The organism is Desulfocurvus sp. DL1XJH-121 (genome assembly GCF_054819825.1).
Window position 1 is genome coordinate 115805 of record NZ_JBTVWW010000008.1, and the last position, 12597, is coordinate 128401.

The following is a 12597-nucleotide window of genomic DNA, read 5'->3' on the forward strand; positions in this document are numbered from 1 at the left end:
GCGCAAGGGAAATTGTCGGTCAGCCTTCCTGGCTGGCTGCCCTGCGGGCGACGCGCTACGCCGCGTCGACCAATTTTTCTTCCTCCGAAAAATTGTCAAGTCCGACGCGTATCCCAACACGCGAGGGTTTTAATTTTCCGCAGCAACGCGGCGAACGTGCGTTTTTCAACAGCCGGCTACTTTTCGCGTAGAATTCCATGCACGTGGGTGGCCATCCAGTCCATGACCAGGGCCGGATTGGCCGGGGTGGACAGGCTCAGGGCGTCCTGGGCGTGGGCCAGGGTCAGGTCCACCTGCTTCAGGGGCCCGGGGGCCATGCGCGCGAAGCCCCGGCTCATGTCCGTGGCCGCGTGGCCGGTGAGGGCCCGCGCGTATTCGCGCTGGCAGGAGAGCACCAGGCGCATGGCCAGGGTCTTGTCCAGGGCGCCCTTGGTCCCGCTCAGCTTGAACCAGCCCTTGCCCGTGCGCCAGAACTGCATCAGGGCGTCCTTCCAGCGGGCCACGTCCTCGGGCTCCCCGGCGGCCCGGGGCCAGGCCAGGGTCAGGACCCAGCTGCGCGAGACCAGGGTGGGCAGCAGCCACTCGCGCTGCGGCGTGAGCAGCATGAACACCGTGCCCTGGCAGGGCTCCTCCAGGGATTTGAGCAGGGCGTTGGCAGCCGACGGGGTCAGCTCCTGGGCCTCGTGGAAGATGACCACCCTGCGGCCGTCGCCGCGCGGGGGCTGGCCGAACAGGGGCTTGAGCTCGCGCACTTCCTCGATCTTGATCTTGGCCTCGCGGCCGTCCAGGATGCGCAGGTCCGTGTGCGCCAGGTCGCGGATCTGCACGCAGGACGGGCACGTGCCGCAGGCCCCGTTCCCGCACGTGCAGTTCAGCAACTGCGCCCAGTACAGGGCCAGGGCCTCGCGCTCGTCCGGGGTGCCGCCCTCCAGGAGCAGCACCTGGGGCGGGTCCTGGGCCAGCCTGTCCATGAGCGTGGCCACGCGGGCCTGGTGTTCGGGTATCTGCATGGGTTTGTCCTCGGCGCGTTCCGCCTTCCGGGAATTACCCCAGCCGGGGTTGTATGGCAAACCCGGGATTGATAGGTTGGGGGCATGACGGATGCCCTGAACGAACTGATTGCGGACCTGGGCCGGTCGCTTGCGGCGCGCGGCCTGTGGCTGGGAACCGCGGAATCCTGCACCGGCGGGCTCATCGCCGCGTCCCTGACGGACGTGGCCGGGAGCTCGGGCTGGTTCAGGGGTGCGGTGGTGGCTTACGCCAACGAGGTCAAGCAAGGCCTGCTGGACGTGCCGCCCGGGGACCTCGCCGCCCACGGGGCGGTGAGCGAGCCCGTGGTCCTGGCCATGGCCCGGGGGGCCTGCGCGGCGCTCGGCGTGGACTGCGCCGTGGCCGTGTCCGGCGTGGCCGGGCCCGGCGGCGGCACTCCCGACAAGCCCGTGGGCACGGTTTGGATCGCCTGGAAGGCGCCGGGCCGGACCTGGGCGAGGCGTTTTTCCTTTGCCGGGGACCGGGCGGCCGTGCGCCGGGCCACGGTGGAGGCCGCGGTCAGGGGGCTGTGCGGGGCACTGGAGGTGGAGCATGGGGACCATGCGCCTGTTCACGGGGCTGGGGCTGCCGGGTGAGTACCAGGAGATCCTACGGAACATGACCGGGCGCTGGGATCCGCGCCTGGAATCCCGGGTGACCTGGACCAGGCCCGGCAACTGGCATCTGACCTTGAAATTTCTGGGCGACGCGCCCGAGGAGGCCGTGGCGGACATCCGCGCGGCCCTGGCCGGGGTGGCCTTCGGGCCCTTCAGCGTGCGCGCCGGGGGCGCGGGGTATTTCCCGCCCCGGGGGGAACCGCGGGTCTTCTGGGTCGGCCTGGCCCTGGGGGCCGAGGCCGTGGCCGGGCTGGCCGGAGAGGTGGAGCGGGCGCTGGCGCCCCTGGGCTTCGAGCCCGAGAGCCGGGCCTACAGGCCGCACCTGACCCTGGCGCGGGTGCGCCGGGCGCGCGGCGACGACTGGAGCGGGATGTCGCGGGAGGCCTCTGAAATGCGATGGCCCGCATTCGAGGTGCGGGCCTTCACGTTGTGGCAAAGCGTTCTCGGACCCTCCGGGCCCTCGTACCGTGTGATCGCCGACTTCGGGGCCACGTCCCTGTAGTCCCCGCGCCGGCCGGCCGGTCCTGCCCCGCCGTCCTGGAGGGGCGGTCCGGGTTTGCGGGCTAGATGTAGTCTCCGCGGTTGAACTTGATGCGTTCGGTGACGGCGAGGATCTCCACCTCGTCCAGGACGGCCTTGAGTTCGCCGTCCGCGTCCTTACCGGACATGGTCTCCTTCAGGGAAGCCACCTCGCTCTCGATGTTCTCCAGGGCGCCGTTGGCCTGTCGCAGGCTGGCGCCGCCGGCGGAGCCGAGGCTGGAGGCGTAGGTTTCCCAGTCGCCCAAGAGACTCTCCAGACGTTCCATGACTTCTTGCCCTGATTCCGAAGGTTCGCCCGAGGCTGCCTGCGCCGCAAGGATGTTTCCGGAGAGCGCCGTTCCTCCCAGTGGCGGGAGGGCCGCGCTCCGGGCCGCGTCGCCCGACGCGCTTCCTTCGACTTCCCTGGCGAGCAGCTCCCCGAAGCCCTTGTCGGCCTGCTGGGCAGACTTGGACTTGGCCTGCTCCTGTTCCAGGGCCTGCAATTGATCAGGATGGATCTTCATCTTGCTACTCCTATCCTGCTGGTTTCCAGAGGTGCTGCAAAAGCCTTGCCAAACGTCTTGAGTTTTTATGACAGCGAAATTCTTTGCTTTTTCATTTCGGCCCCCGGCATTTTTTACCGGCCTGCCCGGGGGGCCTCGTGCGTGCAAAGCAAAACATACGTGAGAAAAAACCCCTTGTCTAATGAGCCCGGCGGCGGTACAGATTGGCTAGGAGAGGAGAATTTTGTTCATGGATTATGGGCATATTCTAGGTGGGAAGCGGACCGGACCAAGGTCCGGCCAAGGAGGACAGCATGGCTGAGATCAAGAAGATTCTATGCGCCATAGATTTTTCCGATTCCAGCGTCCAGGTCGCGGAATACGCGGCCCATCTCGTGACCAAGCTGAATGCGGAATTGGTGGTCCTGTACGTGGCGCCGTCCCTGAACCAGTACGTGGGCTTCCACGTGCCGCCGTCGAGCATCGAGAACTTCGTGGGCGGCATCGTGGACGGAGCCGAGCAGACCATGGAGGTGTTCATCCAGGACAATTTCCAGGGCCTCGGCGTCAGTGGCAGGGTGGCCACGGGCTACGCGGCCGAGGAAATCCTGGGCATCGCCAAGGAGGAAGGCGCGGACATGATCGTCATGGGCACCCACGGCCGCAGGGGCATCGACCGCATCCTGTTCGGCTCGGTGGCCGAGAAGGTGGTCAAGAGCGCGGAGATTCCCGTGCTCACCATCCGCCCCAGCTAAGGGCGGAGGTTGGTTTCGCACGCAGGGCCGCCGGTTTCCGGCGGCCTTTTTCATGGCTTTTCGGAGGGCGCGGACGCATAGACGCAGGCCGGGGGGCCGTCCTGGCGCGGCCTGGGGGCCACGGTGCCGTAGCAGTGGTCCTCGCGCAGGCCGATGTCCATGCAGAGGATGAAGTCGTGGCCCTTGGCGTCGGTAAATGGCGAGGAGATGGTGATGCACAGGTTGCCGCTGGCCAGGGAGATGTAGGGCTCGGTGGTGAAGCGGGGCAGCCCCGCGCGCAGGGGCAGGTAGTATTCCTTGAGGGAATGGTCCGCGCCCTTGGGGGCCGGCTGGTAGAAGAAGCGGCGCTGGAGCGGGATCGCGTCCGGGTTGCAGAGGGTGGTGCTGACCTGGCGGCCCTGGGTGTTGAGCACGTAGAGGCATTCCAGGTCCGGGTGGCTGCCCAGGGCCGAGGCCAGGCAGGCGTCGAACTGCGGCGGGCGCGCCCGGCCCAGCTCGCCCAGCACGTGGGCCAGGGCCTTGCCGTAGGCCGTGTGCATCTCGCCTCTGCGGCTGATGGCCTCGATGGTCAGCTTGCGGAAGCGCTTGGCCACGTCGGCCAGGCGCGGGGGGCGGACCGGGGGCAGGCCGTCGGACACGGCCGGGGGGCTGAAATAGAATCCCTGGAAGGTGTCCACGCCCAATTCCAGGAGCCTGAGGACCTCCTCCTCGCGTTCCACGCCCTCGGCCACGATCATGGCCCCGATGCTGCGGCCCAGGCGGGTCAGGGCGCGGGCGATCTCGAACTTGTGGTATTCCTTGTGGATGTCCTTGATCAATCCGCGGTCGATCTTGATGATGTCGGGTTTGATGACGAAGATGCGGTCCAGGTTGGAGTGCCCGGCGCCGATGTCGTCCAGGGCGATGAGAAAGCCCTTGGCCCGGTGGGCCTTGATGAAGTTCACCAGCGCGCCCATGTCCCTGACCCTCGACTCGATGATCTCGATGACCACGTTCTCCGGGGGCAGGCCCGCGCCCCGCGCGGCCTGGGAGAAGCGGCCGGACCCCAGGGCCCTGCGGTCCACCAGGGACATGTCCAGGTTCACGGTGAGCAGCAGGTCGCGCCGGGCGGTGTGCATGGGCGCGAAGCGCAGCATGGCGGTTTCGCGGCACAGGCGGTCCAGCTCCAGGGCCTGGGCGGCGTCCTCGGGCAGGCTGAAGAGCTTGTCCGGCGTGAGCACCGCGCCGTTGCCGGGCAGGTAGCCCCGGGACAGGGCCTCCACCGCGATAACCCGTCGGTTCTTGATGGACACGATGGGCTGGAACAGGGTCTGGATGTGCTCCGGCCTGGCGATGGTCTGGTAGTCGATGGCGAGTGGGGGCATGGCGTTGGCGGGTTTGTGTGGTTCGCCCCCGAAAGGGGGTCCGGACCGGCGGGTGGGGTCGCCGGTCCGGACCGGGGTGGGGTATGGAGTGTTAGGGAGCGGTCCTGGTGGCGCCCACGGCGTCGATGTCCGTTTCACCCGTGCGGATGCGCAGGGAGCGGCCGATGTCCAGGACGAAGACCACGCCGTCGCCTTCCTTGCCGGTCTTGGCGCCATCCTGGATGGCGGCCAGGGCGGGCTCGAGGAAATCCTCGTTGACGCCGATCTCCAGGCGAATCTTTTTCAGGAGGTTCACTTCCATGACCACGCCGCGGTAGGTCTCGGTAAAGCCCTTCTGGCGGCCGGAGCCGAGCACGTTGGTCACGGTCAGGCTGTAGATGTTTTTGGCGTACAGAGCCTGCTTCACCGCGGTGAGGCGCTCGGGCCTGATGTATGCAATGATGAGTTTCATAGTTCTTGTCCCTCGCTTACTCGTTGGAGAAGATCTGGAAGCCGCTGTAAGCCTCCATGCCGTGTTCCGTGATGTCGAGACCCTTGAGCTCTTCCTCTTCGGTCACGCGCACGCCCATGATGGCCTTGACCACGGAGAAGGCGATCCAGCCGGCGCCGAAGGCCCAGACGAAGACCGCGGCCACGCCGATGAGCTGGGTCACGAGCTGCCCGGCGCCGCCGCCGTAGAACAGGCCGGTGATGCTGCCGAAGCCCGGGGCCGCGAACAGGCCGACCATGATGGTGCCGTAGGCGCCGCACACGCCGTGCACGGAAATCGCGCCCACCGGGTCGTCGATCTTCAGGACCTGGTCGACGAAGACCACGGACAGGACCACCAGGATGCCGGCGCCGAGGCCGACGACCAGGGAGCCCATGGGGGACAGCTCGTAGCAGCCCGCGGTGATGGCCACCAGGCCGGCCAGGGCGCCGTTGAGGGACATGGACGGATCGGGCTTCTTGAACTTGATCCAGGAAGTGAGCAGCGCGCCGAGCATGCCGGTGCAGGCGGCCAGCGAGGTGTTCACGGCGATGTAGCCGATGGTGCCGTCGGCGGTGGTGGTGGAGCCGGGGTTGAATCCGAACCAGCCGAACCAGAGGATGAACACGCCCAGCGAGGCCATGGGAATGTTGTGGCCGGGAATGGCGTTGGCCTTGCCGTCGGGGGTGTACTTGCCGATGCGCGGTCCCACGACCATGGCGCCGGCCAGGGCAACCCACGCGCCCACGGAGTGGACCACGGTGGAACCGGCGAAGTCGGCGAAGCCCATGGCTTCGAGCCAGCCGCCGGACTCGCCCCAGAGGCCGCCCCAGCACCAGTGTCCGGAGATGGGGTAGATGATGCCGGTGACGATGATGCTGATGATGATGTAGGAGCCGAACTTGGTGCGCTCGGCGATGCCGCCGGACACGATGGTGGCCGAGGTGGCCGCGAACACGGACTGGAAGAACCAGAAGGTCAGGGTCCACATCCCATCGGCCGTGGTGGCGTCGGCGCCGCCCAGGCCGAAGCCCGTGCCGCCCACGAACCCGCCGATGGAGTTACCGAACATCAGGGCGAAGCCGAACAGGAAGAAGGCCACGGCTCCGGCGGAGAAGTCCAGGAAGTTCTTCATGATGATGTTGCCGGCGTTCTTGGCGCGGGTGAAACCGCACTCGACCATGGCGAACCCGGCCTGCATGAACATCACCAGGACGGCGGCGAGCAGGGTCCAAAGAATGTTGGCGTTGTCCTGCGACAGCATGGCAGGGGCGTCCTGCGCCAGGGCATAGCCCGGGGCGGAAAAAAGGGTGGCGAGGGCTGCGGCCGTGAAGAACGGCTTTGACAGCGGCCGGTTCCAATGAAAACGTTTCTTGAGCATCTGAGACCTCCTCATGCTGGCGACAGCGTGGATTTGAAATGTGCTGGGCACGGCAGCCAAGAGGCAAGACCAGTGCCAAACAGCGCAAAAGGCTGTTTTTACAGGACAAGGTGTTTCAAATGTCGGAACGTGACTTGCAAAAGTATTAAAATTGGCAAAAATGTAGCTATTCATTTTAGGTTTTCTCTTCAAAAATGTTAATTATATGCTTTTGACAAGCCGAAAGCTTGGGGTTGTGTTGCCAGTTTTATCATATTTGTTAATCTAAGGCCTTTTTTCGGGCTCAGATCCAGGGACTGGCCCAACCTGCCCGCTACGCGGGCCAACATATGTGTCCGGGAAAAAGAACTTGACAGCACATGGGGGCGGCGGATAGTTCACTGCCCATGATGAGCTTCACCCTGTCCGTCACCCGCTTTGCGACCTCCGAAAACACCGGGATCTTTTCCTGGCTGTATTTTTGGTTTTTTATGCGGGCCTGCGGTCAGGGTGCGGATCGTCCGTAGTTTACGGATACAAAAAGAGATTCCACCAGGGCCGCGGGCAGACAAGCTCGCGGCCCTTTTTGTTCTTCGGCCGCCTGCTGACCGACCGCCGCCCCCGGTGGGCAAGGGAACCAAAAGGAGAACAGCAATGATCCTGGGCAAAGTCGTTCGATCGGAAAGGATATTCAACCGCAACACCGGCCGCACCATCATCGTGCCCCTGGACCACGGCGTCACCGTGGGGCCCATCTACGGCATCATCGACCTGCGCGACACCGTGAACCAGATCGCCGAGGGCGGGGCCAACGCCGTGCTCATGCACAAGGGCATGCCCCGCTGCTCCCACCGCGGCTCGGGCAAGGACGTGGGCCTGATCATCCACCTTTCCGCCAGCACTTCCCTGTCCCCGTTCCCCAACGCCAAGACCCTGGTGGGCACGGTGGAGGACGCCCTGCGACTGGGCGCGGACGGCGTGTCCCTGCACATCAACCTGGGCGACGAGACCGAGCGCGACATGCTGAGCGCCCTGGGCGAGGCCACCACCCAGGCCTCCTATTGGGGCATGCCTGTGCTGGCCATGGTCTACGCGCGCGGCCCGCGCATCAAGAACGAGTACGACCCCGAGGTGGTGCGCCACTGCGCCCGCGTGGGCCAGGAGCTGGGCGCGGACGTGGTCAAGGTGCCCTACACCGGCGACATCGAGAGCTTCTCCACGGTCACCGAGAGCTGCTGCATCCCCGTGGTCATCGCCGGCGGCCCCAAGCTGGACTCCACCCGCGACCTCTTGCAGATGGTCCACGATTCCATCCAGGCGGGCGGCTCCGGCCTGTCCGTGGGGCGCAACGTGTTCCAGCACAAGAACGTCACCCGGCTGCTCAAGGCCCTGAACGGCATCGTGCACGAGGACTGGGACCTGGACCAGGCCGAAGACTTCATGGGCGAGGACATGTAGCCATGAAGGAAGTTTTTGTTCAGTGCATCCCCTTTGACAAGAAGGTCGTGACCCTGGCCCTGGAGTCCGGGGTGGACGGCCTCATCGTGGAGCCCGGGGACGTGGACAAGGTCCGCGCCCTGGCCAAGGCCCGGGTCCTGACCCCGGCGGACTTCGCGGTCGTCGCGCTCGCGTCCAAGGACGACGAGGCCGCCGCAGTCAAGGAACTGCAGGCGGGCCGCCGGGTCATCCTCAAGAAGGGATGGGAGATCATCCCCGTGGAGAACATCCTGGCCCAGGGCGAGGGCCTGGGCCTGGAGGTCGCGGACCTGGACCAGGCGCTGCTGGCCGCGGGCATCCTGGAGCGGGGCGTGGATTTCGTGGTCGCCCTGCCCGAGGCCGTGGCCGACGTGAAGGCCATGGTGGCGCAGCTCAAGCTCAGCCAGGGAGTCCTGGAGATGGAAAAGGCCGTGATCACCGGCATCGAGAACGGCGGGCTGGGGCACCGCGTGTGCGTGGACACCACCAGCATGCTGGCCACGGGCCAGGGCATGCTGGTGGGCAATTCCAGCGCCTTCACCTTCCTGGTGCACGCGGAGACCGAGTCCAACCCCTACGTGGCCGCGCGCCCCTTCCGCATCAACGCGGGCGCGGTGCACGCCTACGCCGCCCTGCCCGGGGACAAGACCTGCTACCTGGAGGAGCTGGCCGCGGGCCGCGAGGTCCTGGTGGTGGGCGCGAAGGGCGAGACCTCCCTGGCCGTGGTCGGCCGGGTCAAGGTCGAGGTCCGGCCCATGCTGCTCATCTCGGCGCGCGCTGAATCCGGCGCCGAGGGCCGCATCTTCCTGCAGAACGCCGAGACCATCCGCCTGGTCAGGCCCGACGGGTCCCCCGTGTCCGTGGTTTCCCTGGCCGAGGGCGACGAGATCCTGGTGCGCACGGACCAGGCCGGCAGGCATTTCGGCATGCGCATCACGGAAGACATCAAGGAAGGCTAGGATGGGCAAGGATACGAACAAGGCGGCGCGCATCGAGGACCTGCGCGGGGAGATCGACAGCATCGACCTGCAAATCCTCGAATTGCTCAACCGCCGCGCCAACTGCTCCCTGGAGGTCGGCCGCACCAAGGCCGAGGCCAGGGACCTGATATTCAAGCCCTTCCGCGAGAAGGAGGTCCTGGCCGGGCTGCTCAAGGCCAGCAAGGGGCCGCTTCCCGAGGAGCACCTGCGGGTCATCTACCGCGAGATATTCTCCTCCTCGCGCCGTCTGCAGCGGCCGCAGCAGGTGGCCTACCTGGGGCCCGAGGGCACGTTCTCGTATTTCGCGGGCGCCGAATTCCTGGGCCACAGCGTGGACTTCCTGCCCATGCCCGGGTTCCCGGAGATCTTCGAGGCCGTGGCCCACGGGGACACGGAGCTGGGCATCGTGCCCCTGGAGAATTCCCTGCACGGCACCGTGGGCCAGAGCCTGGACCTGTTCCTGCGCCACGAGGTCTACATTTTGTCGGAGCTGTTCTGCAAGATCAGCCACAACGTCCTGTCCCTGGCCCCGCGCCTGGCGGACGTGAAGCGGGTCTACTCCCACCCGCAGCCCCTGGCCCAGTGCGAGCGCTGGCTGCGCAACAACCTGCCCAGCGCCACCCTGATACCGGTGGAGAGCACGGCCGCCGCCGCCCTGCGCGTCACCGACGACCCCGAGGCCGCGGCCATCGGGCACAAGAGCCTGGCCGCCATGTTCGGCCTGGGGGTGCTGGCGCGCGGCGTGGAGGACCTGCCGGACAACTGGACCCGCTTCGTGGTCATCGGCCGCGCCCCGGCCACCGAGGGACACCGCGACAAGACCTCCATGGTCTTCACCCTGCCGGACAAGCCCGGCTCCCTGGTCAAGGTGCTCTCGGTCATCGCCTCGGGCGACATCAACATGAAGAAGCTGGAATCCCGTCCCCTGCGGGGCGAAAAATGGAAATACGTGTTTTTCGTGGATGTGGAGTGCGACCTCGGGCTCACGGAATACGCCCGCGCCCTGGCCGAGGTCGAGGCCAATTGCCATACCCTGCGCATCCTCGGCAGCTATCCGGCCGGGCCGTCCCTGGACGTGTCCGCGGCCGAAGCCGAATAATTCAACAGGCCCAGGCCGAGCCGGGGCGCAAAGGAAACCACTGATGCAAGTGCATTACGACCCCGCCAACGACGTGCTCAAGATCGTGCTCTCCTCCACCCCGGTGAAGAAGTGCGAGTACGACATGCCCGGCGTGATCCTGGGCTACGGCGGCGACGGCTCTCTGGTGAATTTCGAGATCCGCGAGGCCTCGCGCCGCGTGGACGACCCCAAGACCGTGGACCTGTGCGTCAACGGGCGCAGCGTCCAGGGCATGAAGCTCCTGTAGGCGAACCATGAACAGCGTCGTCACCATCCAGGCCCCGGCCAGCAAGTCCATGTCCCACCGCGCGGTCATGGCCTCGGCCCTGGCCCGTGGCCGGAGCCTGCTCTCGGGCGTCCTGGACAGCGACGACCTGACCCGCACCATGGGCTGCCTCGCGGCCTGCGGCGCGGGTTTCGAGCGGCGGGCCGACGGCCTGCTGGTCACGGGCGTGGGCGGCAGCCCACGGGGCGGAGCGCCCGGGGAGGAGCCGGCGGACCTGTACATGCACGAGTCCGGCACCACCTGCCGCCTGATGACCGCCGTGGCCGCGGCCGGGACCGGTTCGTTCCGCGTGCGCGGGGTGGCCCGCCTGCACGAGCGGCCCATCGGCGCCCTGGCCCGGGCCCTGGAGGCCCAGGGCGTGGTTTTCCAATGGGAGGGCGGCGCGGGCTTCCCGCCCTTCGTGATGCGCTCCTCCGGTCTTTCCGGCGGCCAGGTGGCCGTGGACGTGGGCGAGTCCAGCCAGTATCTTTCGGGCCTGCTGCTGGCCGCGCCCTGTGCAGCGGCCGAGACGGTGATCGGCATCGTCGGCGACAAGGTCGTGTCCTGGCCCTACGTGGCTCTGACCCTCGCGACCCTGGAGGACTTCGGCATCGACTTCGCGGTGCGCAGCCTGGAGTCCGGCGAGCCCCGGGAGGTCCCCTGGAGGGACGTGACCTGCGTGCGCCCGGGCAGCCATCAGTTCCTGGTGCGCCCCGGGGCCTACGCGGCCGGGCCGCGCCGGGTGGAGGGCGACTGGAGCAACGCCTCGTATTTCCTGGCCGCCGGGGCCGCGGGCCTGAGGCCCGTGCGCGTGGAGGGCCTCAGGCGCGACTCCCTGCAGGGCGACATGGCCATCCTGCTTATCCTGGAGCGCATGGGCGCGGGCGTGGAGTGGGACGGCGACGCCGTGACCGTGTCCTCGGGGGCCGGGCTTCGCGGCGTGGACGTGGACATGGGCGCCTGCCCGGACATCGTGCCCACGGTGGCGGCCCTGGCCGCCTTTGCCGAGGGGCCCACGCGCATCAGCGGTGCCGCGCACCTGCGCATCAAGGAATGCGACCGCCTGGAAGGCACGGCCGAGACCCTGCGCCGCGCCGGAGCCGGGGTGGACGTGACAGCCGACGGCCTGGTGGTGCATCCCGCCCCTCTGGACGGGCAAGGCGAGTTGGCCGTGGCCACCCAGGGCGACCACCGCATGGCCATGAGCGCGGCCCTGTTCGCCCTGGCCGGGCGCACGGTGGTCTGCGACGATCCCGGGTGCGTGGCCAAGTCCTTCCCGGGGTTCTGGGACGAATGGAACAAGATTGTTTCGTAACTTTTAATGACATTACGAATGGTTGAAGGTGTTATGAACATTGGCGACATGGTCATAGTGGGCTCGGAGGGCCGCATGGGACGGATGCTCGGTGCGCGCGCCGAGGCCGCCGGACTCGCCGTGCGCGGCGTGGACCGGCCCCTGACGCCCGAGTCCGTGGCCCGGGCCGTGCGCGGCGCGGACCTGGTGCTGTTGGCCGTGCCCGCCGAGGTCCTGGGCGAGGTGGCCGACCTTTGCGCCTCGGCCATGGAGCCTGGCCAGGTGCTGGCGGACATTTGCTCGGTGAAGGCCCTGCCTCTGTCGCAGATGCTGGCCGCGCATTCCGGGCCCGTGGTGGGCACCCATCCCCTGTTCGGGCCCGAGCCCCAGGGCGACGACCTGCGCGTGGCCGTGGTGCCCGGGCGCGACGACCATGCCGCCGAGGCCGTGGCCGCGCTGATGCGCACCCTGGGATTCACGCCCTTCGCCGCCGAGGCCAAGAGCCACGACAAGGCCATGGCCCTGATCCAGGGCCTGAACTTCGTGACCACGGTGTCCTACCTGGCGACCCTGGCCAACCATCCCGAGATCGTGGACTTCGCCACCCCCAGCCTGCACCGCCGCCTGGACGCGGCGCGCAAGATGCTGACCCAGGACAGCGAACTCTTTTCCGGCCTGCTGGAAGTGAACCCCTACACCCAGGAGGCCGTGCGCGGCTTCCGTTCCATGCTCAACATCGCCGCCGGCGGAGACATCGAGCTCCTGGCCGAGCGGGCCAACTGGTGGTGGCAAAACGAGCATACGAGGGGAGACGTGTAACCAAAAAACACGCCGGTCTAGGTCTTG

General features: G+C 67.3%; 14 protein-coding genes. 9 read left to right on the plus strand and 5 right to left on the minus strand.

Annotated elements, in window-relative coordinates:
- Positions 1 to 176: 176 nt before the first annotated feature.
- Positions 177 to 1010: a DNA polymerase III subunit delta' gene (locus tag ACYYG1_RS07780; protein ID WP_461209730.1), complete on the minus strand. Its 834-nt coding sequence runs from the start codon at positions 1008 to 1010 to the stop codon at positions 177 to 179.
- An 84-nt stretch (positions 1011 to 1094) separates the two neighbouring features.
- Here ACYYG1_RS07780 and ACYYG1_RS07785 point away from each other — a divergent pair, with 84 nt between their 5' ends.
- Both ACYYG1_RS07785 and thpR read left to right on the plus strand, forming a co-directional pair.
- Positions 1095 to 1625 carry a CinA family protein gene (locus ACYYG1_RS07785; protein ID WP_461209731.1) on the plus strand — a complete coding sequence of 177 codons (531 nt, stop codon included), beginning with the start codon at positions 1095 to 1097 and terminating at the stop codon, positions 1623 to 1625.
- Positions 1582 to 2148, plus strand: coding sequence for an RNA 2',3'-cyclic phosphodiesterase (gene thpR, locus ACYYG1_RS07790; protein ID WP_461209732.1), 567 nt, complete (start codon positions 1582 to 1584; stop codon positions 2146 to 2148). The genes ACYYG1_RS07785 and thpR overlap by 44 nt, the downstream gene beginning before the upstream one ends.
- Positions 2149 to 2209: 61 nt before the next feature.
- On the opposite strand, the gene ACYYG1_RS07795 is transcribed toward thpR, so the two are convergent.
- Positions 2210 to 2689 (minus strand): hypothetical protein, encoded by a 480-nt coding sequence (locus ACYYG1_RS07795; protein WP_461209733.1) that lies wholly within the window; start codon positions 2687 to 2689, stop codon positions 2210 to 2212.
- 293 nt (positions 2690 to 2982) lie between these two features.
- On the opposite strand from ACYYG1_RS07795, the gene ACYYG1_RS07800 reads away from it, so the two are divergent.
- Positions 2983 to 3423 carry a universal stress protein gene (locus ACYYG1_RS07800; protein ID WP_461209734.1) on the plus strand — a complete coding sequence of 147 codons (441 nt, stop codon included), beginning with the start codon at positions 2983 to 2985 and terminating at the stop codon, positions 3421 to 3423.
- A 50-nt stretch (positions 3424 to 3473) separates the two neighbouring features.
- On the opposite strand, the gene ACYYG1_RS07805 is transcribed toward ACYYG1_RS07800, so the two are convergent.
- From ACYYG1_RS07805 to ACYYG1_RS07815, 3 genes are all read right to left on the minus strand, one after another.
- On the minus strand, positions 3474 to 4787 hold the full coding sequence (locus tag ACYYG1_RS07805; RefSeq protein WP_461209735.1) for an EAL domain-containing protein: 1314 nt from the start codon (positions 4785 to 4787) through the stop codon (positions 3474 to 3476).
- A gap of 91 nt (positions 4788 to 4878) precedes the next feature.
- A complete protein-coding gene (locus ACYYG1_RS07810) occupies positions 4879 to 5238 on the minus strand; it encodes a P-II family nitrogen regulator (protein ID WP_461209736.1) in 360 nt (119 codons plus the stop codon).
- Positions 5239 to 5254: 16 nt separating this feature from the next.
- Positions 5255 to 6637, minus strand: coding sequence for an ammonium transporter (locus ACYYG1_RS07815; RefSeq protein ID WP_461209737.1), 1383 nt, complete (start codon positions 6635 to 6637; stop codon positions 5255 to 5257).
- A gap of 633 nt (positions 6638 to 7270) precedes the next feature.
- Here ACYYG1_RS07815 and ACYYG1_RS07820 point away from each other — a divergent pair.
- From ACYYG1_RS07820 to ACYYG1_RS07845, 6 genes are read left to right on the plus strand one after another with little or no spacing between them, the layout of a single operon-like run.
- Positions 7271 to 8074 carry a 2-amino-3,7-dideoxy-D-threo-hept-6-ulosonate synthase gene (locus ACYYG1_RS07820; RefSeq protein WP_461209738.1) on the plus strand — a complete coding sequence of 268 codons (804 nt, stop codon included), beginning with the start codon at positions 7271 to 7273 and terminating at the stop codon, positions 8072 to 8074.
- Between the two features lie 2 nt (positions 8075 to 8076).
- Complete coding sequence (locus ACYYG1_RS07825; protein ID WP_461209739.1) at positions 8077 to 9051, plus strand: 3-dehydroquinate synthase II family protein; 975 nt, start codon at positions 8077 to 8079, stop codon at positions 9049 to 9051.
- A 1-nt stretch (position 9052) separates the two neighbouring features.
- Positions 9053 to 10171, plus strand: coding sequence for a prephenate dehydratase (pheA, locus tag ACYYG1_RS07830; RefSeq protein ID WP_461209740.1), 1119 nt, complete (start codon positions 9053 to 9055; stop codon positions 10169 to 10171).
- A 43-nt stretch (positions 10172 to 10214) separates the two neighbouring features.
- Entirely contained in the window at positions 10215 to 10439 is a 225-nt protein-coding gene (locus tag ACYYG1_RS07835) for a DUF2283 domain-containing protein (protein WP_461209741.1), read from the plus strand.
- Positions 10440 to 10446: 7 nt separating this feature from the next.
- The gene (locus ACYYG1_RS07840; RefSeq protein WP_461209742.1) at positions 10447 to 11772 is read left to right on the plus strand and encodes a 3-phosphoshikimate 1-carboxyvinyltransferase; all 1326 of its coding nucleotides are present in this window, start codon (positions 10447 to 10449) and stop codon (positions 11770 to 11772) included.
- A 33-nt stretch (positions 11773 to 11805) separates the two neighbouring features.
- The gene (locus ACYYG1_RS07845; RefSeq protein WP_461209743.1) at positions 11806 to 12570 is read left to right on the plus strand and encodes a prephenate dehydrogenase/arogenate dehydrogenase family protein; all 765 of its coding nucleotides are present in this window, start codon (positions 11806 to 11808) and stop codon (positions 12568 to 12570) included.
- Positions 12571 to 12597: the final 27 nt, after the last annotated feature.